The sequence below is a fragment of the Arthrobacter sp. TmtSoilC79 genome (assembly GCF_059739405.1).
Window position 1 is genome coordinate 3,061,104 of sequence record NZ_AP046051.1, and the last position, 25,359, is coordinate 3,086,462.

A 25,359-nucleotide genomic window follows, 5' to 3' on the forward strand; every position below is an offset into this window, starting at 1 on the left:
GAAGGTTAGTCTTTAAGGATGATCAACGTGCTCGTCGCTGATGACGAACTGCCCGCCGTGGAGGAGCTGGCCTTCCTGCTGGGACGGGATGAAAGGATTGGCGCCATCCACCGGGCGTCCTCGGGTGCAGAAGCGCTGCGGACCCTGGAAACGGAGGCCGTGGACGCGGTGTTCCTCGACATCCATATGCCGGCCCTCTCAGGCTTGGACATCGCCCGGGCGATTTCGCGCAGCAACAATCCACCCGCCGTCGTTTTTGTCACTGCTGACGAAGACTGTGCACTGGAAGCCTTCGACCTCGCTGCGATCGACTACCTCCTCAAACCCCTTCGCGCCGAACGCCTTTCGCGCTCCGTGGACCGGATCAGCGACCTCATCAAGGATGGAACCCCCGCGCCGGAGATGATCACGGTGGATCTGGGCAGCACCACCCGCATGATCCGCCGGGACGATGTCACCTACGTTCAGGCCCAGGGAGACTACGCCAGGTTGCACACGGCCGAGGCCAGTTACCTCATCCGGGTCCCCTTGAGCGACCTCGAACAGAAATGGGCTGAGGCCGGATTCATTCGGATCCACCGCTCGTACCTCATTGCCCTGAAGCATGTGGAGCACCTTAGGTTGTCGGCCACCGGACCCAGCGTGGCGGTGGCGGGAGCTGAGTTGCCCATCAGCCGGCGCCATCTGCCTTCCGTCAGGGACAAACTGCACTCCACACGCATCCGGCCGCAAGGATGACGCGGGTCCGTGTCACAGCACCCCACCGGTCGGCCACTGCGGCTCCCGGCCGGCTGCCGTACCCCCGCGAGGTCGCAGAAGACTCCGACGCCGGCAGGATCTTCATCCGTTCCCTGATCCGCTCCCAACTGCGCCTGGCACTGGTAGTGGCCTGTGGCTTTCTGATCATCCTCGTGGTGGTCGCTCTTTTCCTCGTGTTCGGGCCCGGCGTAGCTGAAACAAGGGTCCTGGGGATTCCACTGGACTGGCTGGTACTGGGCCTTGGCATCTACCCAGTCATTGGCCTCAGTGCCTGGCTCTACAACCGTGCGGCAGCGCGGAATGAAGCGCGGTACCGGGACCTTGTGGAGGACAAGTGAATCCGGCTGTTGCCCTGATCGCCTTCCTCGCCGTCTCACTCTCCACAGCCGTCATCGGCTTTTACGGCCTGCGGATTTCACGGACAACCGGAGACTTCTATGTGGCCTCGAGGACGGTCCCACCCTGGTGGAATGCCTCGGCAATCGGCGGCGAGTACCTCTCTGCCGCCAGCTTCCTGGGCGTCGCCGGGCTGATCCTGCTCTCGGGAACAGACGCCCTCTGGTTCCCCGTGGGGTACACCGCAGGCTACTTGATGCTGCTGCTCTTCGTCGCCGCTCCCCTGCGTCGCTCAGGCGCCTACACCATCCCTGATTTCACCGAAGCCCGTTTGGATTCCAGGCTGGTCCGCCGCGTCACCAGCCTGGTGGTGGTCGCCGTCGGCTGGCTTTACATCGTCCCGCAACTCCACGGGGCGGCGCTCACCATCCGCATCACCACCGGCCTGCCTTCGTGGGTAGGTTCGACGGCGGTTGTGGTGGTGGTGTGCCTGACGGTGGTGGCAGGTGGCATGCGCTCCATTACCTTTGTCCAGGCATTCCAATACTGGCTCAAACTGACCGCCCTGGCAGTGCCGGTGGTCTTTGTGCTGCTGGTGCTGGCCGGGAACGGCACAACTCCCCAGGCTCCCCTGCCGGTCAATCCCACCGGCCAGGCCTCCGCCGGCGTGTACCAACACATTTCCCTGTTGGTGGCCTTGCTCTTTGGAACCCTGGGCCTGCCCCACGTCCTGGTGCGGTTCTACACCAACCCGGACGGGCAATCGGCCCGCCGCACAACCCTCATTGTGCTGGGCCTGCTCTCCGTCTTCTACCTGTTTCCCACGGTATCCGGTGCCCTCGGACGGATGTTCGCACCCGAACTTGCCCAGTCCGGGCAGGCGGATGCTTTGGTCCTGCTGCTCCCGGGGAAGCTCATAGGCGGCGTTGCAGGAGACCTGCTCTCCGCCCTTGTAGTCGCTGGAGCCTTCGCCGCCTTCCTCTCCACCACGTCCGGACTGGTGGTTTCGCTGTCCGGCGTCATCAGCCAGGACCTGTTCGGTGGGAGCGTCAAGGGCTTCCGCCTCGCAGCGGTGCTGGCCGCCGTCGTGCCTTTGGGTTTTGCCTTCATGACCGACTCCCTGGCCCTTGCCGGGAGCGTGGGCCTGGTCTTTGCCTTCACGGCCTCCACCATCTGCCCGGTATTGCTGCTGGCAATCTGGTGGCGCGGGCTCACAGATGCCGGCGCCATCTCCGGAATGCTCACCGGCGCGCTGCTGTGCGGCGGGGCCATGGTGGCGGGCACACTCATGGGGCCAGGAACTGCACCGGCTTGGCTTGCCCAGCCGGCGGCATGGAGCGTTCCCGCCGCCTTCGCTGTGACAGTGGCCGTTTCCCTGACAACCAGAAACCGTGTGCCGGCGTCAGTAAACCGTGTCATGTCACGACTGCACGTACCGGAACGGCCTGTGGTTACGGAGAGATAGCTGCGGCAAGGCGTTGTCCGGCGCCCCCTCAGGGTGGACAATGACGCCATGTCCGAGGAACCAGGTGCCGCCGGTCCGGAACCGCCGGCGCCAACACCGGAACCATCCCCCAGCGTCCGGGCACAATTGCTGGCCACCGAACACTGGAGCCTGCTCGCCTCGCGCAGCACCACCCAAGGGGAGGTCCTCACCAGGATCAGCATGTTCCTGACCTTCACGTCCGCAAGCCTTCTGAGCGTGGCGCTGGTGGGTAACGCCACCCAGTTTTCCGATGCGTTCAGGGCGTTCGCATTGACAGTGCTCAGTATTGACCTGGTGGTGGGCCTGCTCACGCACGTGCGCGTCATGAGCGTAGGCATGGAGGACTTGATGTACGTCCTGGCGATGAACCGCCTGCGGGCCGCCTACGTCGATATGGATCCCGGCATAGGGCCTTACCTCATGGCCGGGGCGCACGATGACGAGGCCGGCGCCAAAAAGACGTACTACTTCCTGGGCAACAGGAAGGACTTCAGCCAAGTTGCCGGCAGCAGCATGGTCTTCATGGGGTTCGTGAATTCGGCCTTGATCGCGCTGCTGCTGGGATCGGCACTCCTGGCAGCCGGGCTCCCCACAGCCGCGGCAGCGCCCGTGGCCGTTGTGGTCGCGCTGGCGTTCTTCGGCACATCCCTGGTCCGGGGCCACAGACGCTACCTGGAAGTCTGGCAAAACAACCCACCCGTTTCGCCCACGCGCTAGCCCTGCGCGCCAGGGGTGCGGACTAGTCGATGGCCGCCATGAGCTCGACGGCACGGGCGAGGAATGCGTCCACCTGGGCTTCTTCGTAGCCTTCATTGCCCTTGGCAGCCCGGAAAACGGCGCGGCGCACCGTGTCAACGCTCAGGACTTGGTCGTGCTCAAGGTAACCCACCAGTTCCGCACACAGGGCATCGACGTCCTGGATGTTGTAACTGCGTGCCCGCTTGCTGGACGGACGGCGGAACCGCTCGCCGTCGGGGCGGTGAAGGCGTCCACGCAGGATGCCGGAGAGCTTGCCGATCTGGCGCAGCCAGGCTTCCTCGCCTTCGCGGCTGATCAAGTCATCGCGCTCACGGCGGGCAAATGCATCCTCGAGCCGGTCCAGGGCGGCGTCTACGCTGTGTGCGTCGTACCCACCCTTCACGGGATCGAAAGCAACGTCCCGCACGTCAACGCTGGCCACCTGGTCAGCGGCACCTACCGGGTTTTCGAACGATGTCCTTGCACGCTGGAGGAATTCGTCCACTTGCTTGGCGTTATAGCCGTACTTGCTGCGCTCCACGCGGTCGAACGTTGCGGGAATCTGGCGTCGAATATCCACGGACACTAATTTTCCTTCGTTGATTCTCAGACGCCGCTGAGCAGCGCGAACAGAACATAGGCTACAGGGGCCGCGAACACAATGGAGTCCAAGCGGTCCATCACACCACCATGGCCGGGGAGGATGCTGCTCATGTCCTTGACACCCAGTTCCCGTTTGACCATGGACTCGGCGAGATCACCGGCGGTAGCTGCCGCCACCATGCCAATGGCCAGCACCAAGCCCACCCACCAAGGCTTATCGAGGATGAAAATGCATGCCAGGACCCCAATCAGCATGGCACCGCCCACTGATCCGGCGAAACCCTCCCAGGACTTCTTGGGGCTGATCTTTGGAGCCATCGGGTGCTTCCCGAACGAGGCCCCCACGATGTACCCGAACGTGTCATTGGAAACCACCAACAACAGCATGGAAGCGATCTGCCAGGCGCCGTCGGGAATCCCGTCCGGCCAAAAGCCGACGGGAGTCGGACCGCTGCTGGTGTGCAGGGACAGGGACGCGAAGCTGATGAGGAAAGGAATCCACGCCAAAGTGAACACCCCGGCGAAGACACTCCTCGGAGCTCCGGCGGCACTCTCGATGGACCGCCACAGCAGGACGGCAACGGAACTGGCCGTCATGGTGAACAGCAGGCCTTCAAGGCCGCCAAAATAGGCCGATACCGGCATCACCAGGCTGCCGACCATCACGGGGATGATCGGCATCCTGGTGCCTTGGGCTTCGAGGGCCCGGAAAACTTCCCATACCCCCAACACCGCAAATGCTGTGGTGAGCAGGACGAATCCCAACGGGAGGAAAAGCAATCCGCCCAAAACCGCCAAAAGCATGGAAAGCCCGACGCCGATGGCCGCCGGAAGATTACGCCCCGCCTTGGGCGTGGGGTTCGTCCGGACGCGCCTGGTGCGGTGCGGGGTATCGCGTGTCGGGACCCGTCCAGCGGGCGCCGGCTCAGCCTGGTTCATCAGACCTCGAGCAGCTCGGCTTCCTTGCGCTTAAGCAGCTCGTCGATGCTGTCAACGTGCTGCTTGGTCAGGGCGTCGAGCTCCTTCTCAGCGCGGGCACCCTCATCTTCGCCGGCTTCGCCGTCCTTGACCAGCTTGTCCAGCGTGTCCTTTGCCTTGCGGCGGATGCTGCGGATGGAGACCTTGGCGTCTTCACCCTTGCCCTTGACGATCTTGACGTACTCCTTGCGGCGCTCTTTGGTGAGCTCCGGGATGGTCACGCGGATGACGTTGCCGTCGTTCGAGGGGTTGGCGCCGACCTCGGAATCGCTCAAGGCCTTCTCGATGTCGCGCAGAGCGGTCTTGTCGTAGGGCGTGATGAGGATGGTCCGGGCGTCAGGAACACCGAAGGACGCCAGCTGCTGGAGCGGCGTGGGCGTGCCGTAGTACTCGACGATCACCTTGTTGTAGAGACCGGGGTTCGCCCGACCCGTACGGATCGTGGCGAAATCGTCCTTGGCTACCTCAACCGCCTTGTCCATCTTCTCGCCGGCTTCGAGCAAGGTCTCTTCGATCACGGGTTTCTCCTCAGAAAATAGTTGCTGCCCAAAAGCAGGCCGCAGTACACAGTAAAGATCCGCCGTGAGAGGCGGACGGTCCTAGAAATATCCTAGCCCTTGCTAGGGAGTAACCAGGGTTCCGAGCGTTTCGCCCAGGATGGCACGGGTAACGTTGCCCTCGCCTTCCATGCCGAAGACCACCATGGAAAGATTGTTGTCCTTGCACATGGTCATGGCCGTTTGGTCCATGACGCGGATGTCCCGGCGCAGGGCGTCGTCGTAGCTCAGGACATCGAGCTTCTCAGCTTCCGGATCCTTCTTGGGATCGGCGGTGTACACGCCATCCACGCCGCTCTTGGCCATGAGGACAACATCCGCGTGGACTTCCAGGGCACGCTGGGCTGCCACGGTGTCAGTGGAGAAGTAGGGCAGTCCGGCGCCTGCACCGAAGATGACCACGCGGCCCTTCTCCATGTGCCGGATGGCGCGGCGGGGAATGTAGGCCTCGGCGACCTGGCCCATGGTGATGGCGCTCTGGACCCGGGTTTCAACGCCGGCCTGCTCCAGGAAATCCTGCAGGGCCAGGCAGTTCATGACCGTGCCGAGCATTCCCATGTAGTCGGCGCGGGAGCGGTCCATGCCGCTCTGGGACAGTTCTGCGCCGCGGAAGAAGTTGCCGCCGCCCACGACGATCGCAACCTCGACGTCGGAGACAGCTGCCGCGATCTGCTTGGCGATGGCCCTGACGGTTTCAGGATCGACGCCGAGCTTGCCTCCGCCGATGACCTCACCGGAAAGTTTCAGAAGTACACGTCGGCGGGTCTTCTCGGGCTGGATTGCAGTGTTGACGGTTTCCATGGTGCCTCCCGTTGGTGGACTCTGGCTAGATTATCGTGCTGTGGGTCCGCTCAGGTACTACCCGGACGGGTGCATGAAAAAGGGGCGGCCACCGAAGTGACCACCCCTTTTCATGAATTACTAGTTTCCTACGCGGAAACGGGTTACTGCAGTTGCCTTGACGCCGGCCTCTTCGAGGACCTGTGCAACAGTCTTCTTGGAGTCCTTGGCGAATGCCTGGTCAACCAGAACTTCACCCTTGTAGAAGCCCGTCACGCGGCCTTCCACGATCTTCGAAAGAGCAGCTTCGGGCTTGCCTTCAGCCTTGGCGGTCTCTTCGGCGATGCGTCGCTCGGACTCGACCAGTTCGGCCGGAACGTCGTCGCGGGTCAGGTAGTTCGGAGCCATGGCTGCAACGTGGACAGCGATGTCGTGCGCGGCGGTGGCAGCGGCTTCGCCTTCACCGTCAACAGCGAACAGGACGCCGACCTGGGCCGGAAGGTCCTTGGACGTCTTGTGCAGGTAAGCGTCAACCGTGGTGCCCTCAACGCGGGAGATACGGCGGACAACAACCTTTTCGCCGAGGACAGCGCCCTCTTCGACAACAACCTCGGACAACGGCTTGCCGTCAACCTCGGTAGCCAGCAGGGTCTCGAGGTCGGCTGCGCCGGACTCGACTGCAACGTTGAGGACCTTGTCGGCCAGCTGGATGAACTTGTCAGCCTTGGCAACGAAGTCGGTTTCGCAGTTGACCTCGATCATTACGCCAACGCCGCCGTTGACCTTGGCAGCAACCAGGCCCTCGGCAGTGGAACGGCCTTCGCGCTTGGTAGCACCCTTGAGGCCCTTGATGCGGATGATCTCGATGGCCTTCTCGGCGTCACCGTTGGCTTCGTCAAGAGCCTTCTTGACGTCCATCATGCCGGCGCCGGTGCGCTCGCGCAGGGCCTTGATGTCAGCAGCAGTGTAGTTCGCCATGTGAACCCCTCTGTCTAGAAATTTGTGTGTTTACGGACTGACAGGACGGCCGCCCACCGTGTGAGCTGCCATCCTGTCAGTTGCCCCCGATGCTGTTTCCGGCATCAGGGAAGGTCCAGATTTACTTGGCTGCTTCGGCTTCGCCGGCTGCAGCTTCAGCTGCGGGAGCCTCAGCTGCCGGAGCCTCAGCCGCGGGAGCTTCTGCTGCCGGAGCTTCGGTTGCTGCTGCTTCTTCAGCCTTGCTGCCTTCGAGGAGCTCGCGCTCCCACTCAGCCAGCGGCTCTTCAGGAGCTTCGGTGGTGCCCGTTGCGCGCTGGTTACGGGCGATGAGGCCCTCAGCTACGGCGTCGGCAACAACGCGGGTCAGCAAGTTGACGGAGCGGATGGCGTCGTCGTTACCCGGGATCGGGAAGTCAACTTCGTCAGGATCGCAGTTGGTGTCAAGGATGGCTACAACGGGGATGTTGAGCTTCTTGGCTTCGTCAACAGCAAGGTGTTCCTTCTTGGTGTCAACAACCCACAGAACCGAGGGAGCCTTGGTCAGGTTGCGGATACCACCGAGGTTGGACTCAAGCTTGGTGAGTTCGCGCTTGAGGAGCAGGAGCTCCTTCTTGGTGTAAGCCGAGCCTGCGACGTCGTCGAAGTTGATCTCTTCGAGTTCCTTCATGCGCTGGATGCGCTTGGCGACGGTCTGGAAGTTGGTGAGCATACCGCCCAACCAACGCTGGTTGACGTAAGGCTGGCCAACGCGGGTAGCCTGCTCGGCAATTGCTTCCTGAGCCTGCTTCTTGGTGCCAACGAACAGGACGGTGCCGCCGTGGGCGACAGTAGCCTTGACGAACTCGTAGGCGCGGTCGATGTAGGACAGCGACTGCTGGAGGTCAATGATGTAGATGCCGTTGCGCTCCGTGAAGATGAAGCGCTTCATCTTCGGGTTCCAACGACGGGTCTGGTGTCCAAAGTGGACGCCGCTGTCAAGCAGCTGGCGCATAGTTACGACGGGCATGCCGACGCTCCTTCCGGCAGGTCATTCATGAGAGAGCCCAAGGGGCTGCTCTTACCCTGCCAATAGTTGACGGTTGTTTAGCCTTTGCCCGGATGGGCGTGGCTCCTGGCATCCATTGCGCTTCTCATCCGGCACAGAGCCTAAGCTCAGCCGGACCGCAAGAGGCACAATCCTCCGCAGCCTGAAGCCAAGGGGCTTCGCTGGTGGAGGGTTGGATACGCGTAGTCAGCCTGGGGCCCTCGCATATCTGAATGAGACATGCTCCTGAACCAGCTTGAGGGCACAGCAAACTGCTCCACCAAGTGTACTACAGCCACCCCACAGGTTTGACCGCAGCCGCGGTTGGTTGTCCACATAGGGCAAGTGCGGTATCGATCGCCGGCGGGCACCGCGGGAGGCTCTATCCATGACGATTGCGAAGTCCTTGATGGCCCTGCTGGCGGCGCTGGCGATGGCGGCAGGCACACTTGGCGGTGCTGCTCCGGCCGAGCCAGTTCCAGGCACGCCCGATCCGACCGGCGCCCGGTGGAGTTGGCCGCTCTCCCCCAAGCCTGCCGTGCTGCGGATCTTCGACCCGCCGGACAAACCATGGCTGAGTGGTCACCGCGGCGTGGATTTGGGACCAGCGTCCGACGGCGGAAAGGTCACCGCGCCCTCGGCGGGCGTGGTGACCTTTGCCGGCGTCGTGGTTGATCGACCGGCACTGACCATCGATCACGGCAACGGTCTCAAGAGCAGCTTCGAACCCGTGGCCAGTGACCTCAAACCCGGAGACGCCGTCCGCAAAGGCCAGGTCATTGGCACCCTGGAGCCCGGTCATTGCGGTGCCGCGGCCTGCCTGCATTGGGGCGTTCGCCAAGGCGCGGATTACCTCAACCCGCTGGATTTCGTGGAGGACATGCGCCCGTCGATCCTGCTGCCGTTGTACTGATTACCTGTTGCGCCTAGACGATGGCCGAGACGCCCGTGATGGCACGGCCGGTGACCAGGGTGTTGATCTCGTGCGTGCCTTCATAGGAGTAGATTGCCTCCGCGTCGGAGAAGATCTTGGCCATGCCGTAGTCCGTGACGATCCCGTTGCCGCCCAGGATGCTGCGACCCAGGGCAACACTTTCCCGCATGCGCGCCGTTGCAAAGGCCTTCGCCAACGCCGACTGCTCATCCTTGGCCACTCCCGCATCTTCAAGCTGGGCCAGGCGCACCATCATGCCCATGGATGCCACGGTGTTTCCGAGGATTTGGACCAACTGGTTCTGCACCAGCTGGAATGCCGCCAACGGCCGCCCGAACTGCTGACGCTCCACCGCGTAGCTGCGGGCGACGTCAAAAGCTGCCATCTGAAGCCCAACCGCCTGCCACGCCACAGCCAGGCGGGTGACTTTGAGCACCTTGTTGGTGTCCCGGAAACTGTTGCCGTTGGCCAGTTTGAAGAAGTCCGGAACCACCACATTGTCCAGGACGATGTCTGCGTTCTGGACCGTACGCAGGGAGATCTTGTTCTCGATCTTGCTGGCAGAGTAGCCGGGCAAGGTGGTGTCCACCAGGAAGGCCTTGACCTGGTTGTCCGCAACGTCCTTGGCGTAAATGACTACCCAGTCGGAGAAGGTGGCGTTGCCGATCCAGCGCTTGGCTCCGTTGAGGATCCAGTTGTCACCATCGCGCCTGGCTGTGGTGCGGGTGCCGCCGGCAACATCGGAGCCACCCAGGGGCTCGGTCAGGCCAAAGGCGCCGATTTTCTTCAGCGAGTAGATCTCCGGAAGCCAGGCATCCTTCTGCTCCTGGGAGGCAAGGGCCTCGATGGACCCTGTGAAGAGGCCGTCGTGCACGCCCATGAAAGTGGCAATGGATGCGTCTGCCCGGGTCACTTCAGCGTGGAGCATGCCGGCGAACAGGTTGGAGTACCCCTGCCGGCGGACAGGACTGACCAGGTCCAGTTCACCGAGCTTGGGAATGAGGTCCATGGGGAACTCGCCACGGTTCCAGCAGTCCACGGCGATGGGCTTGACCTCGCGGGCAAGAAACTCCCGGACCTCAGCCAACCGGTCCTGCTCTTTTCCTGTCAGCATCTGCTCAAAGGCGTAGAAGTCGCCGTCGGCATACGGAAGATTGGCGGCGTCGAATGCAGCGTTGGACATGTTCGCTCCTTCAAGGGTGGTCACCTGCGACCAAAACTAAGTTACTGATGAGTAACTTACCTCAACTGAGGGGGAACGCAAAAGAGCCGTGGCCGACAATCCAGGATTGTCGGCCACGGCTCATTCATGAAGGTGTAGGGCTACTCGGACTTGAACCGAGGACCTTAGGATTATGAGTCCCGCGCTCTAACCAGCTGAGCTATAGCCCCATGATGCCCGGTCCGGCCGCTGCGTAAACAGCAGTACCGGGCAAAGCACTCCAGCAATTCTAATAGCTGCCGGGGAGTGCTTTTGTCACACGACCTTGTCCTCGTAGGAGGCACCGCGGTAGAGGTCCTCGAAGGTCTGGAGGGTGCCGTTGATGCTGTGCGGTTCCACCATCTCCCGGCTCAGCTTGCCCATGGCTTCCAGCTCGTGCTTGGGAAGCTCCACCAGCTTGGTGATCTTGGCTGCCAGTTCGTCGCTGTTGTTGGGCGTGAAAAGGTAGCCGTTCTCACCGTCACGAACCAGGTGCGGCAGGGCCATGGCATCGGCCAGCAGCACGGGAGTGGAAGCAGACATCGCCTCCAAGGTCACCAGGGACTGGAGCTCAGCCGTACCGGGCATGCAGAAGATGTCGGCCTTAATGTAAGCCTCGCGCAGGTCTTCGTCGCTTGCCAGACCGAGGAACCTCACCCGGTCCCCCAGCCCCAGCTTGGCCACCTGTGCCTCAAGGGCGGGGCGGACTTCGCCGCCGCCCACAATTTCCAGGTGGACGTTCAGTTCGCGCGGGGTCTTGGCCACGGCGTCAATCAGGACGTTGACGTGCTTTTCTTCTGCCAAACGCCCGGCGAACAGGACCGTGGGATTGGCGTGAGGCTCAATGGTCTCGCCAGGCTGGAGCTCGTAGGCCGAGGAGTCAATGCCGTTGGAGAGCGGCAGGACCTTGCGCAGGAAGGCGTGCTGGTGCATTGCTTTGGCAGCCAGGGGCGTGGGTGTGGTGACCACGTCCGCCTGGCCCATGACCTTGCCCATGTCCTTCCAGGAGATGCGGCCAACAATGTCCTTGAACCACTGCGGGAACGGCAGGAACGGGTTCAGGTTCTCCGGCATGAAGTGGTTCGTGGCAACAACGCGGATACCGCGCTTCACGGCCTCGTACAGGACGTGCTCGCCGATCATGTAGTGGCTTTGGATGTGGACGACGTCCGGCTGGACTTTGTCGAACAAAAGGCTGATTTCCTTTTTGATCTCCCACGGAAAACAAATACGGAAGTACTCATGGGTGAAGACGCCGTGCGAACGCAGCCGGTGGACTGTGGCTTCGTCGCGGAACTCTGTGTAGCTTTTGCCCGTGTCCGGACGGCAGGCCAACACGTGCACGTTGTGTCCACGTGCCGTCATCCCCTTGGCCAGGCGGTAGCCGAACTGGGCGGCGCCGTTGACGTGCGGCGGATACGTATCGGCCGCAATCAGAAGGGTAAGGGGCTTGGTGGTGTCGGGAATGGTCACGTGGAGAACTCCTGATGGTCACGGTGCGGACAGCATTGCTTGTGGCAATACTGCGGTGTCGCCGGGTTGCCGGTCCGCGTGCAGCGGCGGCGCAAGGTGCAGCTCTGCCCTAAGCCTTCTTGTTGGCGGCCGCCTTCGCGTCCTTCTTGCGTTTGGTGACTTCCGGGTGGTGCCGGCTCAGGGCAATAACCCCCACGATAGCAAGCGTTGCCGCCACAGCCATGGCGATAGCCATGACGGCGTGGACATCGGGACGAAGCTCACCAAGGATCACAATGCCGATGGCGATGCCTACCATCGGGTCGATCACGGTCAGTCCTGCTATGACCAGGTCCGGCGGGCCACCTGAGTAGGCGCTCTGCACGAACCAGGAGCCAAGTCCCCCGGCGGCCGCGATGGCGATCAGGGTGTACCACTGGACGTTGAGCAGGAACAGGCCGTTGGGGTCGAGCAGGTGCTTGCCGATGATCCGCGTCAGCACGGCAACAAATCCGAAGAGGACCCCGGCTCCCAGAATGTACACAAAGGCGCTCATGCGGTGTTTGAAAAGTACGGCCAGGGTCCCGAAGATGCCCACTGCCAGAGCCAGCAGCAGGACAATGGTCAGTTCGTCCTCACTGTTGACGTGGTGGTTCTCCTGGGTGACGAAGACGGCCAGCAGCACGAACAATGCCGAACCCGTGACGCACGCGCTGATGGCCACTACAGTTGCCCGGTTGATGCTCAGGCCCTGGTCCTTGGCGTTGACCACCGTGGTGATCACCAGGGCAATGGCACCAATGGGCTGAACCACGGTGAGCGGGGCGGAGACCAAGGCGATCGCGTTCATCACCATTCCAAGGGCAAGGAACAACAGCCCGAGCATCCAGCGGGGATTGCGCAGGAGCCTCAGGAAACCGTTTGAACTCAGGGCCAGGCCGCCGGTATCGGCTTTGACCGCGCTGCCCTGCCGTTGGGCGCCTATAGCCAGAAAAAAGGCACCAAGCACCGCAAGGAAAACCGCCAGCCAGACCATCAGCCGTGTCCGCCGTCGTCGTTTTTCAGTTCTTTACCCTTACGCAAGATGGCCCAGAAATAGTTGTAAGCCGCAATCCAGTGTCCCAGAAGCCCAAGCCCCAGGAATGTCCAGGCGGCTACGAAGTAGACCTCGGTGAACGGAATGGGCAATTTGGAGAGGACCAGCAGGGGCGTGCCGAGCAGCAGCAGCGCCGTGCGGATTTTTCCGATGATGCTCACCGGAAGGTCCGGGTGGCTGCGGAAGTAGTTCAGGGAAGCAATGGCCAGGATGGCATCGGGCACCAGCAGGGCCGCCAAATACCACCACTGCACGACGCCGGCCACGGCCAAAGTGAATGCTACGGCCAGGAGCGCGGCACGGTCAGCCATCGGATCAAGGATGCGTCCCAGCTTGGAGGTCTGGTCGAAACGCCTTGCGATGTAGCCGTCCACCCAATCGGTGCTGCCCATGATGACGAGCACCAGGACAGCGAACCCATACTCCTGCTCCGATAAAACGAGCCACACGAACAAGGGGACCCCCATGAAACGGAGGACCGTGAGGATGTTGGGGACAGTGAAGATGAGGTCGTGGTCGACTTGCGGCCGATCAGGATTTGAACCAGCACCGATCAATCTCACCTATGTCCCCCTTCCCATTCCCAGTGTGTGTTTTGACCCGGAAGGGCTGCCTACTTTTTCAGCAGCTTCCGCAGGGCTACAACGAAGACCACGGCGGCAGTGGCAAACGCGGCGAGGTCCTTCCACCGGGCGGCGAGCCGTTCGGTCAGGCTTTCGGGGACGGAGTCTCCCAAGGCAGCAAACTTTGCCGCAGCGAAGTCCTTGCCCTCGGTGAACTTTTCGTTGGCCTCCGCCAGCAGGGCCTGGCCCTGCTTCTTGACGTCCAACTGCTCACCGAGTTCGTCGCGGACCCCGGTGAGGTGCTCGCGACGCTTCTTCAGGCGCGAGCGAAGTTCCGCTTCCGTGGGTGCCTTGACTGCGTCCGCCTCCTTGGCAGCTTCCTTCGCCGCTTTCTCTGCCTTGGCCTTCTCGGCAGCTGCTTCCTTTTGGGCCTTCGCTGCCTTGGCGGCGGGCGAATTGGGATCCAGGATGGATTCGTCGAAATCCGAGCCTTCCTTGGCAATTCCAAGATCGTGCTTGATGCCCCGGATGGTGTCTTCGGGGACCAACGGCATGGCCTTCTTGAACTTGGCAATTCCGATCAGGGACGCAATGGCCACAATGATCAGGAAGAATGCTGCAACGATCAGCGCCGCGAGCCAACCCGGCATGATGGTTGCCAGGCCCAGGATGGCGGCAACAACAAGGGCGATGACCAAAAGGGCAAGGAACACGAGGGCCACGCCAAAGAAGGCACCGGCTATGCCAACCTGGGTTGCCTTGCGCTTGAGCTCGACCTTAGCCAACGCAATTTCGTCGTTGATTTGGCGTGGCGCCAACCGCGCAACGAGCTTGAGGGTCTTCGGCAAAGTACGAATGGCTGGTCCTTGACTGGTCCGGCCGGTGTGACGTCCACTCATGGGTTCCGCCTAACTGCTTTCCTCTGGGCATCGTATGGGGCGAACGCGGACGGAATTCTTCCACCGCGGACACCTGTCCTCAAAGCTATCATTCAGGTTCCTGCTGAACTTTCGGGACCACAGTGCGGCGCGCCCGTCATACGCCAAATAAATATGACCTGGGCCATAAGATAGATGATCGTGACCTCTCCCATTGCTCCGGGCGACTCCCTGAGCCGACGCGAAAAACTTGTCTACATTCTCCTGCTGGGTGCACTGACCGCGCTGGGTCCCTTCACGATCGACCTTTACCTCCCGGCGTTCCCGGCGCTGGAGGAAAGTTTCGATGTCTCCGCCGCGGCCATCCAGCTCACGTTGACCGGTACCACCGTAGGTTTTGGGCTCGGCCAGCTGGTGGTGGGTCCGTTCAGCGATAAAGTGGGGCGCCGCCTTCCGCTGATCCTCGCCACTGCCGTGCACATCGGCTCGTCCCTCGGAGCAGCGCTGGCAACAGACATTGGGATGCTCTCGCTTTTCCGTGTCCTGATGGGAATCGGCGCGGCCGGCGGTGGCGTGGTGGCCATGGCCATGGTCCGGGACCTCTTCCACGGCTACTCCATGGTCCGCATGTTTTCAAGGATGTCACTGGTCAATGGCCTGGCCCCGATTCTTGCCCCCGTCATCGGATCGCAGCTGCTCCTGGCGTTTCCGTGGCCCGGCATTTTCTACTTCCTGGCCGCCTACGGCCTGATGGTGATCCTTGCCTCCATCTTCTTCATCAGGGAGACACTGCCCGCAGAGCAGCGCGGCAAATCCACCATCACAGTGGGTCAGCGCTACAAATCGGTCCTGACGGACCGGATCTTCGTGGGCATGGTACTGGTGGGAAGCCTGAACTTCGGTGGCTTGTTTGCCTACCTCTCTGCGTCCACCTTCCTGTTCCAGGATGTCTACGGATTCTCGCCCCAGGAATACGGAATCCTGTTCGGTATCAACTCCCTGGGCATTGTTGCCGGTGTCCAGATCAGTTCACGCCTGATCCGCCGCGTGGCCCCGCAGTGGATCGTTGCGGGGGCAACGGTCTTCATGCTGTTCACAGCCCTCGTGATCGTGGTGCTGGACCTTCTGCACGTTGGCCTCTGGGGCATCCTCATTCCGTTGTGGTTCTACATCTGCGCGACCGGCTTCATGTTCCCCTGTGTCCAGGTCTTGTCCCTCGCGAACCACGGCGCCCAGGCAGGCACCGCAGCCTCCCTCCTGGGAGCATCCCAGTTCATGATGGCCGGAATCGTCCCGCCGGTAGTTGGCTGGCTGGGCGTCAGCTCCGCTGTTCCCATGGGTTCAGTCATGGCTGTGTGCATCACCGGCGCGATCGCTGCCCTCTGGCTGGTGGTCCGCCCGCGCACCGTTCCCTCCATCCATTAGGAACGCCCCCGTAGGCTGGGACCATGACCAGGAAACCGCACCGTAACGGCAGGGGACTCTTCCTCGGCGCCCTGCTTGGCGCCATGGCCGGCGCACTCATAGGCCGGGCGGCCGGAAGTGCCCTGTTCGGCGCGATCCTTGGTGCCGTCGTCGGTGCCGCCGTCCTGTACCGGGTGAACCCCGGCCCCTGGAACAGGGGCTAGCGCGCCGGCACACAACGCGCCCCGCAAAAGGCGACCCGCCGCCGTCGGACCGTCGAGCCTCTCCCTTTACACGCTTCCGCAAGGCAGAATGGTGGCCAGCCGGGCTGTCCGGCGCCGGACCGGTGAAGGGGACATCACATGAGCGCGGCTGTGGAATTGCGGGGCGGTGTCCGCGGCTTGGCTACGCTGCGACGACTGCCCCTGACACTGGGGTTGGCAGCTTTGCTGTGGGTCCTGGGGGCAATAACGGGGAGTCTGCTGGATGGACCCAGCGAGGCTTTGCTGGACCAGCTGGGCCTGGGATTGGCAGTGGAGCCAGGACCATGGTGGTCCGTTTTCACGTCGGCATTCTTTGCCTCGTCCCTTCTGGACTATCTTGCCTGCACGGCCGCAATCCTGGTGGGCGTCGGAATCGCCGAGCGCGTGATGGGTTCCTGGGCCGCCCTGCTCGCCTTCATTGCAGGCTCAGCCCTCAGCGCCCTGGTACTTGTGGCACTTGTGACGTTCGGAACCGACGCGTCCGACCAATGGCTCAGTTTCCTGGGCGGCGAATATGTTGTAGGCGCCTATGGCGGCGCTGCCGCCGCCCTCGGATTTGCGACGGCGGCACTGGACGCGCTCTGGCGGCGTCGGCTGAGGACGTGGCTGCTGGCCGCTACGCTGATGTTCGCCCTGTTCGTGGGGGTGGCCCAAACACTTCAAGCACTTGCCGGTGCCGTGCTGGGCACCCTGGCCGGCTGGGCCATCCAGTCCTTGGTCTTCCGGCGCCGCGCAGGCTCTCTGCATTCCTCAACCATCCGTGAAACCCGGTTCCTGGTGGGTACGGTAGTTGGCGTTTTCGCTCTGGGACCCCTGCTCACGCAACTGACCGGCACGTGGGAAATCGGTCCCCTGTCCGTGGTCTCGGAGGTCATGCTCCAGGCCAGTCCCGACGCCGATGAAGTCAAGGAAGCCTGCGATAACGACACCAGCTGCGTGACGTTGCAGGGAATCGTGGGCGTCCAAAGCTTCGGCGCAGCAATCCTGACGCTGATACCGGTCCTCCTGCTCCTCGTCTGCGCTGAAGGACTGCGCCGGGGTCGCCGGCTCGCCTATCGGCTGACCCTGGTGATCCAGGCGTACCTTGCCGCCGTCACGGTCCTGTCCATCGTCCAATACGCCACCGATCCGGAAGTCACCCTGGGCGATGACGATTTCGGCTATCTCCTGCTGTACGCGGTCCCGGCATTCCTGGCCCCGGTAATCATCGTGGCGTTGCTGCTGGCCAACCGCCACAAGTTCAGGGTGGAGTCCAGCGACGCCGGATACCGGGTCCTGGGAAGGACATCGCTGTTCCTCGCGGTGGTCGCAATCGTCCTGTATGTCGCGTTTTGGTTCGCGGAAGGCAACCCGGGTCGCTCGACCCTGTGGGACCTCGCCGGCCAACTGACGCACATCCTGGTCCCCTTCCCTGTTCCCTTTGTGGTGGCCCTCCCCCAAGGCCTGCTGAGCACCGTGGTGTATGGACTGGGCGGGGACATCATCTGGCTATGCATCCTGGTGCTGGTCCTGAACAACTTCCGGCGGTTCAGGCAACTTGCAACGGACCCGGCAGCTGATCTGGGCCACACCCGGGAGTTGCTCCACGACGGCGGCGGCACGCTGTCCTGGATGGCACTGTGGGATAACAACCAGTACTGGTTCGCCCCCGACAGGAAGTCCGGTGTTGCCTTCCAGGTCCATAACGGTGTTGCCCTCACGGTTGCCGGCCCCTTTGGCGCCGAAGAGCATCACGCGGACGCAGCCACTGGATTCGTGAACCACTGCGCCGGCCTGGGACTGACACCGTGCTTCTATTCAGTGACCGCCGAACTGGATGGACCGCTCCTGCCCCGGGGGTTCCGCAAGTTGGAAGTGGCCGAGGAGACGCTCCTCAACGTCCAGGCCATGACCTTCAAGGGCAAGGAATGGCAAAACGTGCGCACCGCCCTGAACCGGGCAGAGAAACTGTCCATCAAGGACCACTGGTATCCGTACCAGGGAATGCCCCCGGGAATCAGGGCCCAACTGGCGGAGATCTCCGAAGAGTGGGTTGCGGACAAGGCCCTGCCGGAGATGGGCTTCACCCTGGGCGGCTTGGATGAACTGAAGGATCCTGAAGTCCTCTGTTGCGTGGCGGTCGATGACGACGGCCTGGTCCATGGGGTCACCAGTTGGCTGCCGGTATTCCGGAACGGTGTCATCTCCGGCTGGACGCTGGACTTCATGCGACGCCGGACCACCGGTTTCAAGGGAGTGATGGAATTCCTGATCGCCTCTGCCGTAACCCACTTCAAGGAAGAGGTCCCCATGATCTCCTTGTCCGGCTCGCCGCTTGCCAACGCCGGTGCCGGTGCCGGTGCCGGTGCCGGTGCCATCGACGGCGACCACAGTTCCCTGGACCGCGTCCTGGCACTGCTCGGCAATGCCCTGGAGCCGATGTACGGGTTCAAGTCATTGGCCGCCTTCAAGTCACGGTTCCAGCCGGAGCACCGCACCCTGTACATGTACTACCAGGACCCCCTTGCCCTCCCATCGATCGGCATCGCGGTAGGTTCCGCGTACCTGCCCGGGCTCTCCACGGCGCAAAGCGCGGGCCTGCTGCGGCAAATGGTTGCCCGGGAACCTGCAGCATGACGCCGGGGACCCACTAGCCATGGACGACCTCCTGAAACTTGAGATCAGCGGCCCTGTGGTCATGACCGTTGCCGGGGCGATCGGCGTCGTGTTCTTCCTGGTGCTCTTCCTGCGGCCGTCTGCCCGTTGGGCGTTGACCGCGATCGTTGCCATCGTGGCGGCTGCGCTGCTGGGGTGGTTGACGGTGTGGATCGTGGAGGACGTCATGGACGTCTTCCATGTGGGACTGACCCCCCGCGTCTGGTTCTGGGCCATCTCCTGCTTCGCAGCGCTGGGACTGGCCGTGGTCAGCTTCCGGCACAGCCGCGCGTGGCGGAAGGTGGTGGCTGCGGTGTCCATCCCTGTCTTTGTCCTGGTCGCGGCCCTGGGCATCAATACGGAGTTCGGGCTGAACAACACACTGGGTTCGGCCTTGGGCATTTCCACCGAGGGCGCCATCGAGTTGAACAAGCCGAACCCGGATGCTTCCATACCCGCTGGGCCCCTCTGGGAGAGCTGGAAACCCCCGGCAGGAATGCCCGCCAAAGGTAAGGTGGGCACCCAGGTGATTCCGGCGACTGCCTCCGGATTTGAGGCCAGGCCGGCAGGGATCTACCTGCCTCCGGCAGCGCTGACCGCGAACCCGCCCCGGCTGCCACTTTTCGTCCTCATGATGGGCCAGCCAGGCCTTCCGGATCCCCAGTATGTCTCAGCCGCACTGGACGAATTCGCGGCGAAGAACAACGGCCTGGCCCCAATCGCGATCGTGGCGGACCAGATCGGACCGGATGAGAACGACACCTTGTGCTTGGACACTGCCAAGTACGGCAATGTGGAGAAGTACATCAATGAGGACGTAGTGAACTGGGCGAAAGCCAACCTGAACATCCTCCCGGACCGCGGGCATTGGACCATCGCCGGCTACTCAAACGGCGGCCAGTGCGCGATCTCCTTCGCCCTGAAATACCCCAAAATGTGGGGCAATGTGGTGGACATCTCGGGTGAAGAATTCCCGGGAGCCGAGGACCCTGCAGGGAACCTCGCATCCATCTTCGGCGGCAGCCAGGCGGACTACGACGCCCAAAAGCCCATCAACATCATGAAAGGCAAGCAATTCCCGGACACAACTGCAGTCTTCACCGTCGGCTCCGATGACGTGACCTACGTGGCCGCAGCGAAAGCTGTCTCTGCCGCGGCACGGGAGGCAGGCATGACGGTGACCTATTACGAGGTTCCCAACGGCGGCCACGTGGGACTGGCGCTTAATGCGGGGCTGACCAAAGGGTTCGAGGTCCTCTACCCACGGCTTGGCCTTTCCCGCTAGGTATTCCCCTGTTGCCTGCCCCGTACCGGCGATAAAGTTGAGGTGTGCCCCATTGGCAAGAGCTGCAGCCGCTTCCGGCACCGTGGCAGCGCCGGGATGAACGCATCCTGCCGCTGTGGTGGGACCGCTTGTGCTCAGTGACCAGTCCCCAGTCGGCCGCCCTCTATGCCGCGGGCCTCTTTACCGATGACCGCCGCCGGCCCATCGCCCAGTGGTACAACCCCGAAGCGGACGCCGCATTGCTTGTGGCCCCGGAGACGTCCCCCGAGTGGCCGGTCCAGCGGTTTGGCATCTTCTATGCACCACCCGGCGGAGGCTTCACGCGGGTCTACTCGGCCCCGCACGAGTGGCATCCGCGCGAACCCAGGACCCCGCCCACGGAGCAGGATTCGTTTGTGGCGGCCGTGGCCGAGGCCGCACGCTTCCTGCAGGTGGAGATGGATTTCGTCTAGAAAAAGTTGGACCCCGCACCGGCGTGATGCCGATGCGGGGTCCGGATGCTCCTCCGACTGGACTTGAACCAGTAACCCTTCGATTAACAGTCGAATGCTCTGCCAATTGAGCTACGGAGGAATGAAGCGGTTATGACTTTAGCAAAGGTTTTACCGGAATGCGAAATCGACTCCGGATACCCCCTCCGGGTATAAAAATACCCCCGTTCCGGAACCCGGAACGGGGGTATTGTGCGCTCCTCCGACTGGACTTGAACCAGTAACCCTTCGATTAACAGTCGAATGCTCTGCCAATTGAGCTACGGAGGAATGAAGCGGTTACTAGCTTAACAGGGGCCCGGCGGAAAACGAAATCGAGCTTCTCAGCCGTCCGATCGCAGCGCCCGGCGCTCCATTTCGAGCTGCATCAGTTCGCGGTTCAGGCGTTGGAATTCCTCCGGATTTGCTCCTGCATCCAGTCGCTGCAACTGGCCCATCTTGTCTGCCTTGATACGGGTGATCTGCAGTTCAAACAGGCGGGCCAGGATGTCGCGGCAATACCGCTGCATGGCCTCCGGGGTACTGGCAGGCAGGGGTGTTACTGCCAGCTCGGATACCAAGGGCCGCAGCGGCTCGGGTACTTCCTGGCGGACCTGCTCCACCCAAGCCACGGGATCGCCCGCGTGGGCAAGCCCGGCAGCCCGCACTGCCGTGTGGACGGCGGCGTAGGCGGGGGTGGCGAAGTGGGAGGCTTCGAAGCGCTCCCAGGCTCCCCCGCCCAGCACGCCCGGCTCCTGGAGGACAACCTCCAGCGCCTGGCGTTCCATGCCGGCAATGGGATCCCGGGGATCGGGGCGTTGAAAGACAAGGCCGCTCGACGGCGGTGCTCCCGCCGGTTGTTCGGCGGCACCGGCCGGCAGTGGTGCACTGCCACCGGATGCAGCGCGCTTTGCCGCCGCCCCCACGTAGCTGCTGACTTCCTCAATGGGCATGCCCAGCCACCCGGCCAGGTTGCGTGTGTAGCCGGGCCTGGTGGCTGAATCCCTGATCTGCGCCACCACAGGGGCGGCTTCGCGCAAGGCTGCCACACGGCCCTCGACGGTGTCCAGATTGTGCCTGCGGAGCGTCGCGCGGATGGCGAACTCGAAGAGGGGCTTCCGGGTCCCGATGAGGTCGCGCACCGCGGCGTCGCCCTTGAGCTGGCGAAGGTCGCAAGGATCCGCGCCCGATGGTTCCACGGCAACGTAAGTCTGGGCCGTGAAGCGCTGGTCTTCCTCAAACGCCCTCAGTGCCGCCTTCTGGCCGGCGGCATCGCCGTCGAAGGTAAAGATGACCTCTCCCCCGCTGCCGTCGTCCGAAAGCAGCCGCCGGGCAACCTTGATGTGTTCGGTACCGAAGGCAGTACCGCAGGTGGCTACCGCCGTCGTGACTCCTGCGAGGTGGCAGGCCATAACGTCCGTATATCCTTCCACCACCACCAGCTGCCGCTCCTTGGCGATGTTCCGCTTGGCGATGTCGATCCCGTAGAGGACCTGGGACTTCTTATAGAGGGTGGTTTCCGGGGTGTTGAGGTATTTGGGGCCTTGGTCGTCCTCGTAGAGCTTGCGGGCACCGAAACCGATCGTGTCCCCCGCGATGTCCCTGATGGGCCAGATCAGCCTGCCGCGGAAGCGATCGTAGATGCCCCGGTTTCCCTCCGAGAACATGCCTGTGAGTTTCAACTCAGCATCGGTGAACCCCCTGCCGCGCAGGTGCTTCAGCAGCGCGTCCCAGCCCTGGGGAGCGTATCCCACGCCGAAATGTTCGGCGGCCGCGCGGTCAAAGCCGCGGCCATCCAGGAAGTTCCGGCCCTCGGCGGCACCGGGGGTCAGCAACTGCGCACGGAAGAATTCGTCGGCGATCTTGTGGGCATCCAGCAGGCGTTGCCGCTTGCCCACTTCCTCACGGCTGGGACCGGTTCCGCCGTCCTCGTAGCGCAGCTCGTAGCCAATCCGGGCGGCCAATTTCTCAACAGCCTCATGGAAGGAGCTGTGATCCATTTTCTGGACAAAGGAGATGGCGTCACCGTCTTCGCCGCAGCCGAAGCAGTGGTACCTGCCCACCTGCGGGCGGACCGTGAAGGAGGGGGATCGTTCGTCGTGGAAGGGGCACAGGCCCTTGAAACTGCCCAGCCCGGCGCCCTTGAGCGTGACGTAGCCGTCAACGACTTCCTTGATATCCGTGCGCTGGCGTACTTCGTCGATATCTTCACGTTTGATCAGGCCAGCCACGTCACCATCCTAGTCTCTCGCCCCAGGACTCCCGGCCGATAACGCCGGCTGCCCAGGAGTCACCAGAGCGATGGCAGGCTGCCCACGAGCCGTTCGTACACGGCCAGTGCCGAGACGTCCGTCAGTGATGCCACTTGGTCGATCACGACGCGCAACCGGGCACCGTCGTCGGCAGCATCACGCCAGTCCGCGGCGAACATCGGCTCCAGGTGGCGGTCGCCGGTGGCGTTCAAAACACCCACCAGCGCATGCAGCACTTCGCGTTGACGTTCGTACACCGGCTGGCGGTGGTCCGTGGAGATGACAAAGGTGGTGGCCAGGCCCTTGAGGACCGCGATCTCAGTGACGGTGTCCTCAGGAACCATGAGCTCGGCGTCGTAGCGGGTCAGGTTGGCCGGACCGAAGTGGGCACGGGTTGTTTCCATGGCACTTTGGCAGAACCGGCCGATCAACTGGCTGGTCATGTCCTTCAAGGCGGCCATGGATTTCCGGCTGCCATCGGCTTCCCGGACCCAGACCTTGGTGGCCTCCAGCCGCGCCAGCGCAGCATCGATTTCGGCGGGATCGTTATGTGGCAGGTACCACTGCTTGGTGTAGCCCACCACGCGCGCCCGGTGGTCGGGGTTGTCCAACCACTTAAGCTGGAAGTGTCCGGCGACTATCGCGTCCTCAACGTCGTGGACCGAGTACGAGATATCGTCCGCCAGGTCCATCACCTGGGCCTCGATGCAGGAGCGGTTTCCGGGGGCGCCTTCGCGGAGCCATTCGAAAACCGGAAGATCGTCCTCGTAGGCGCCGAACTTGCTGGTCCGCTGTCCATGGATCACGGGGGCATCGACGGCAGACCACGGGTACTTGGAAGCGGCGTCGAGGCTGGCGCGGGTCAGGTTAAGCCCTGCCGGCCGGCCGTCCTCGGCAAGGACCTTGGGCTCGAGGCGGGTCAGCAGGCGAAGCGTTTGGGCGTTGCCTTCGAAACCGCCAATGGTATGGGCGACCTCGTTCAACGCGGACTCGCCGTTGTGGCCGAAAGGCGGGTGGCCAAGATCGTGGCTCAGGCACGCAGTGTCCACAACGTCCGGATCGCAGCCCAGGGAACGGCCCAGCTCACGGCCCACCTGTGCCACTTCCAGGCTGTGTGTCAGACGGGTGCGGACAAAATCGTCAGTATCCGGGGCAACCACTTGCGTTTTGGCACCCAGCCGGCGCAGTGCGGAGGAATGCAGGACCCTGGCCCGGTCACGTTCAAAGTCGGAGCGGTACGTGTTCTTCCGTGGCTCTTCGACCCACCGCGCAGAGTCCGCTTCCGCATAGCCGGGAATGGCCAGGACGTAGTCGTGGGTGCTGCTGTTGTGGCCGAGCACTGCTTCGGTTCCCATTGGTATCTGCCTCCTTCAAGCGCCGGGGTGTGGAGCTTCTTGAGTCAGTCTTACACGTGTGAGGCTAGCCGCCCGAAACGTCCAGCTCGGCAGCGGAGATATCCGCGCTCTGTTCAGCGTTCAGCTGACGGCTCACCAGCCAGTCCTTGGGCAGGGCAGGCTTCTTGGGTGAACCCGCACGGCCCCTCGGGCCTTCGGAATCGACGCCAGGGTAGGGCGAGTCCATGTCCAGTTCATCGAGGTATTCGCGCAGCACCTCAAGGGTGGGCACGGTAGCCAGTTTCGCGCGGAGTTCGCCGCCCACGACGTAACCCTTGAAGTACCAGGCCATGTGCTTGCGGATCTCGCGCAGGGCCTTGTATTCGTCGTTCCCGAAGGTCTCCACCATGAGCTCGGCGTGGCGGTAGACGCCCTCAGCCACTTCGCGGAGCCCGGGACGGTGCCGTTGGTCGCTGCCTTCAAAGGCTGCCTGCAGGTCGCCGAACAACCAAGGACGGCCCTGGCAGCCACGGCCAACCACCACGCCGTCCACGCCGGTTTCCCGGACCATGCGGACAGCGTCCTCGGCCGACCAGATGTCTCCGTTGCCCAGCACGGGGATATCCGGGAGGGCTTCACGAAGCCGGGCGATGGCGGACCAATCGGCCTGGCCGGAATAGAACTGTGCTGCGGTCCGTCCGTGGAGGGCGACGGCGGCCACTCCGGCATCGCGGGCAATCCGGCCGGCGTCGAGGTACGTCAGGTGGTCCTCGTCAATGCCTTTGCGCATCTTGATGGTCAGCGGGATGCCGCCCTTGGAAGCTTCCTTAACCGCAGTGTTGACGATGGAGGTGAAGAGGTCGATCTTCCACGGCAGGGCCGAACCGCCGCCGCGCCGGGTCACTTTGGGCACGGGGCAGCCGAAGTTGAGGTCGATGTGATCCGCCCGGTCCTCCTCGACGAGCATCCGCACCGCTGCGCCTACCGTCACCGGATCCACGCCGTAGAGCTGGACCGACCGGACTTTCTCGTCCTCGTCGTGCGAGATGATGCGCAAGGACTCGGGCGTCCGCTCCACCAGGGCACGGGAGGTCACCATCTCGGCCACATACATGCCGCCACCGTATTCACGGCAGAGCCTGCGGAAGGCCGAGTTGGTGATGCCCGCCATGGGGGCAAGGATTACCGGGGTGTCCACGGTGATCCCACCGAGCTTCAATGGCGGGAGCTCGAGCTTTGGTGCGGGGGGCGTTGCTACAACAGTCACCTATCCATTGTTGCAAAGCGGGGCAAATCCGTGGACGCCCTGCCTGAACTCTGCCTTGTTTGTCCATGCGTACGTAGTATTGCGGGG

The 25,359-nt window shown here is 62.9% G+C and carries 24 protein-coding genes and 3 tRNA genes; 10 read left to right on the forward strand and 17 right to left on the reverse strand.

Annotated features, from left to right (window positions below; translation table 11 throughout):
* The first annotated feature begins 18 nt into the window (after nt 1–18).
* The 4 genes from AC6JA3_RS14085 to AC6JA3_RS14100 are packed head-to-tail and all read left to right on the forward strand — an operon-like array spanning nt 19 to nt 3,298.
* Nucleotides 19–738, forward strand: coding sequence for a LytR/AlgR family response regulator transcription factor (locus AC6JA3_RS14085; RefSeq protein ID WP_026541497.1), 720 nt, complete (start codon nt 19–21; stop codon nt 736–738).
* Nucleotides 735–1,097, forward strand: coding sequence for a hypothetical protein (locus tag AC6JA3_RS14090; RefSeq protein WP_026541496.1), 363 nt, complete (start codon nt 735–737; stop codon nt 1,095–1,097). The genes AC6JA3_RS14085 and AC6JA3_RS14090 overlap by 4 nt, the downstream gene beginning before the upstream one ends.
* Nucleotides 1,094–2,560 carry a sodium/solute symporter gene (locus AC6JA3_RS14095; RefSeq protein ID WP_026547287.1) on the forward strand — a complete coding sequence of 489 codons (1,467 nt, stop codon included), beginning with the start codon at nt 1,094–1,096 and terminating at the stop codon, nt 2,558–2,560. Before AC6JA3_RS14090 ends, AC6JA3_RS14095 begins: the two co-directional genes overlap by 4 nt.
* A gap of 48 nt (nt 2,561–2,608) precedes the next feature.
* Complete coding sequence (locus AC6JA3_RS14100) at nt 2,609–3,298, forward strand: hypothetical protein (RefSeq protein WP_347783568.1); 690 nt, start codon at nt 2,609–2,611, stop codon at nt 3,296–3,298.
* A 22-nt stretch (nt 3,299–3,320) separates the two neighbouring features.
* Here the strand turns inward: AC6JA3_RS14100 and AC6JA3_RS14105 are convergent, their stop codons facing one another.
* From AC6JA3_RS14105 to rpsB, 6 genes are all read right to left on the reverse strand, one after another.
* Nucleotides 3,321–3,905 carry a DivIVA domain-containing protein gene (locus tag AC6JA3_RS14105; protein WP_026541493.1) on the reverse strand — a complete coding sequence of 195 codons (585 nt, stop codon included), beginning with the start codon at nt 3,903–3,905 and terminating at the stop codon, nt 3,321–3,323.
* A gap of 20 nt (nt 3,906–3,925) precedes the next feature.
* Nucleotides 3,926–4,861 (reverse strand): phosphatidate cytidylyltransferase, encoded by a 936-nt coding sequence (locus AC6JA3_RS14110; protein ID WP_026541492.1) that lies wholly within the window; start codon nt 4,859–4,861, stop codon nt 3,926–3,928.
* A complete protein-coding gene (frr, locus tag AC6JA3_RS14115; protein ID WP_026541491.1) occupies nt 4,861–5,418 on the reverse strand; it encodes a ribosome recycling factor in 558 nt (185 codons plus the stop codon). The genes AC6JA3_RS14110 and frr overlap by 1 nt, the downstream gene beginning before the upstream one ends.
* Before the next feature lie 102 nt (nt 5,419–5,520).
* A complete protein-coding gene (gene pyrH / locus AC6JA3_RS14120) occupies nt 5,521–6,258 on the reverse strand; it encodes a UMP kinase (RefSeq protein ID WP_026541490.1) in 738 nt (245 codons plus the stop codon).
* Nucleotides 6,259–6,378: 120 nt separating this feature from the next.
* Nucleotides 6,379–7,215: a translation elongation factor Ts gene (tsf, locus tag AC6JA3_RS14125; protein ID WP_026541489.1), complete on the reverse strand. Its 837-nt coding sequence runs from the start codon at nt 7,213–7,215 to the stop codon at nt 6,379–6,381.
* Nucleotides 7,216–7,336: 121 nt separating this feature from the next.
* The gene (rpsB, locus tag AC6JA3_RS14130) at nt 7,337–8,221 is read right to left on the reverse strand and encodes a 30S ribosomal protein S2 (protein ID WP_026541488.1); all 885 of its coding nucleotides are present in this window, start codon (nt 8,219–8,221) and stop codon (nt 7,337–7,339) included.
* 406 nt (nt 8,222–8,627) lie between these two features.
* On the opposite strand from rpsB, the gene AC6JA3_RS14135 reads away from it, so the two are divergent.
* Nucleotides 8,628–9,152 (forward strand): M23 family metallopeptidase, encoded by a 525-nt coding sequence (locus tag AC6JA3_RS14135; RefSeq protein ID WP_035760961.1) that lies wholly within the window; start codon nt 8,628–8,630, stop codon nt 9,150–9,152.
* 13 nt (nt 9,153–9,165) lie between these two features.
* Here AC6JA3_RS14135 and AC6JA3_RS14140 read toward each other — a convergent pair whose 3' ends face one another.
* The 6 genes from AC6JA3_RS14140 to AC6JA3_RS14165 form a co-directional block, all read right to left on the reverse strand.
* Entirely contained in the window at nt 9,166–10,356 is a 1,191-nt protein-coding gene (locus AC6JA3_RS14140) for an acyl-CoA dehydrogenase family protein (protein WP_026541487.1), read from the reverse strand.
* A 135-nt stretch (nt 10,357–10,491) separates the two neighbouring features.
* Nucleotides 10,492–10,565: transfer RNA gene (locus tag AC6JA3_RS14145), tRNA-Ile, on the reverse strand.
* An 85-nt stretch (nt 10,566–10,650) separates the two neighbouring features.
* On the reverse strand, nt 10,651–11,847 hold the full coding sequence (locus AC6JA3_RS14150; protein ID WP_026541486.1) for a glycosyltransferase: 1,197 nt from the start codon (nt 11,845–11,847) through the stop codon (nt 10,651–10,653).
* A gap of 109 nt (nt 11,848–11,956) precedes the next feature.
* Nucleotides 11,957–12,862 (reverse strand): DMT family transporter, encoded by a 906-nt coding sequence (locus AC6JA3_RS14155; RefSeq protein ID WP_026541485.1) that lies wholly within the window; start codon nt 12,860–12,862, stop codon nt 11,957–11,959.
* On the reverse strand, nt 12,862–13,485 hold the full coding sequence (locus tag AC6JA3_RS14160; RefSeq protein WP_026541484.1) for a CDP-alcohol phosphatidyltransferase family protein: 624 nt from the start codon (nt 13,483–13,485) through the stop codon (nt 12,862–12,864). The genes AC6JA3_RS14155 and AC6JA3_RS14160 overlap by 1 nt, the downstream gene beginning before the upstream one ends.
* Before the next feature lie 50 nt (nt 13,486–13,535).
* Nucleotides 13,536–14,384, reverse strand: a complete 849-nt coding sequence (locus AC6JA3_RS14165) for a phage holin family protein (protein WP_026541483.1) — start codon at nt 14,382–14,384, stop codon at nt 13,536–13,538.
* 174 nt (nt 14,385–14,558) lie between these two features.
* On the opposite strand from AC6JA3_RS14165, the gene AC6JA3_RS14170 reads away from it, so the two are divergent.
* The 5 genes from AC6JA3_RS14170 (at nt 14,559) to AC6JA3_RS14190 (ending at nt 20,401) form a co-directional block, all read left to right on the forward strand.
* Nucleotides 14,559–15,788, forward strand: a complete 1,230-nt coding sequence (locus AC6JA3_RS14170; protein ID WP_026541482.1) for a multidrug effflux MFS transporter — start codon at nt 14,559–14,561, stop codon at nt 15,786–15,788.
* Between the two features lie 23 nt (nt 15,789–15,811).
* Nucleotides 15,812–15,991, forward strand: coding sequence for a YMGG-like glycine zipper-containing protein (locus AC6JA3_RS14175; protein ID WP_026541481.1), 180 nt, complete (start codon nt 15,812–15,814; stop codon nt 15,989–15,991).
* Between the two features lie 138 nt (nt 15,992–16,129).
* Nucleotides 16,130–18,646, forward strand: a complete 2,517-nt coding sequence (locus tag AC6JA3_RS14180) for a DUF2156 domain-containing protein (RefSeq protein ID WP_026541480.1) — start codon at nt 16,130–16,132, stop codon at nt 18,644–18,646.
* Between the two features lie 19 nt (nt 18,647–18,665).
* A complete protein-coding gene (locus AC6JA3_RS14185) occupies nt 18,666–19,949 on the forward strand; it encodes an alpha/beta hydrolase (RefSeq protein WP_026541479.1) in 1,284 nt (427 codons plus the stop codon).
* Between the two features lie 44 nt (nt 19,950–19,993).
* Nucleotides 19,994–20,401 (forward strand): hypothetical protein, encoded by a 408-nt coding sequence (locus tag AC6JA3_RS14190; protein WP_026541478.1) that lies wholly within the window; start codon nt 19,994–19,996, stop codon nt 20,399–20,401.
* A 48-nt stretch (nt 20,402–20,449) separates the two neighbouring features.
* On the opposite strand, the gene AC6JA3_RS14195 is transcribed toward AC6JA3_RS14190, so the two are convergent.
* The 5 genes from AC6JA3_RS14195 to dusB all read right to left on the reverse strand — a co-directional run bounded on the left by AC6JA3_RS14195 (nt 20,450) and on the right by dusB (nt 25,272).
* A tRNA-Asn gene (locus AC6JA3_RS14195) sits at nt 20,450–20,522 on the reverse strand.
* Nucleotides 20,523–20,637: 115 nt separating this feature from the next.
* Nucleotides 20,638–20,710: transfer RNA gene (locus AC6JA3_RS14200), tRNA-Asn, on the reverse strand.
* 53 nt (nt 20,711–20,763) lie between these two features.
* Complete coding sequence (gene dnaG / locus AC6JA3_RS14205) at nt 20,764–22,650, reverse strand: DNA primase (protein WP_026541477.1); 1,887 nt, start codon at nt 22,648–22,650, stop codon at nt 20,764–20,766.
* A gap of 59 nt (nt 22,651–22,709) precedes the next feature.
* A complete protein-coding gene (locus AC6JA3_RS14210; RefSeq protein WP_026541476.1) occupies nt 22,710–24,026 on the reverse strand; it encodes a deoxyguanosinetriphosphate triphosphohydrolase in 1,317 nt (438 codons plus the stop codon).
* Nucleotides 24,027–24,090: 64 nt separating this feature from the next.
* Nucleotides 24,091–25,272 carry a tRNA dihydrouridine synthase DusB gene (dusB, locus tag AC6JA3_RS14215; protein WP_026541475.1) on the reverse strand — a complete coding sequence of 394 codons (1,182 nt, stop codon included), beginning with the start codon at nt 25,270–25,272 and terminating at the stop codon, nt 24,091–24,093.
* Nucleotides 25,273–25,359: the final 87 nt, after the last annotated feature.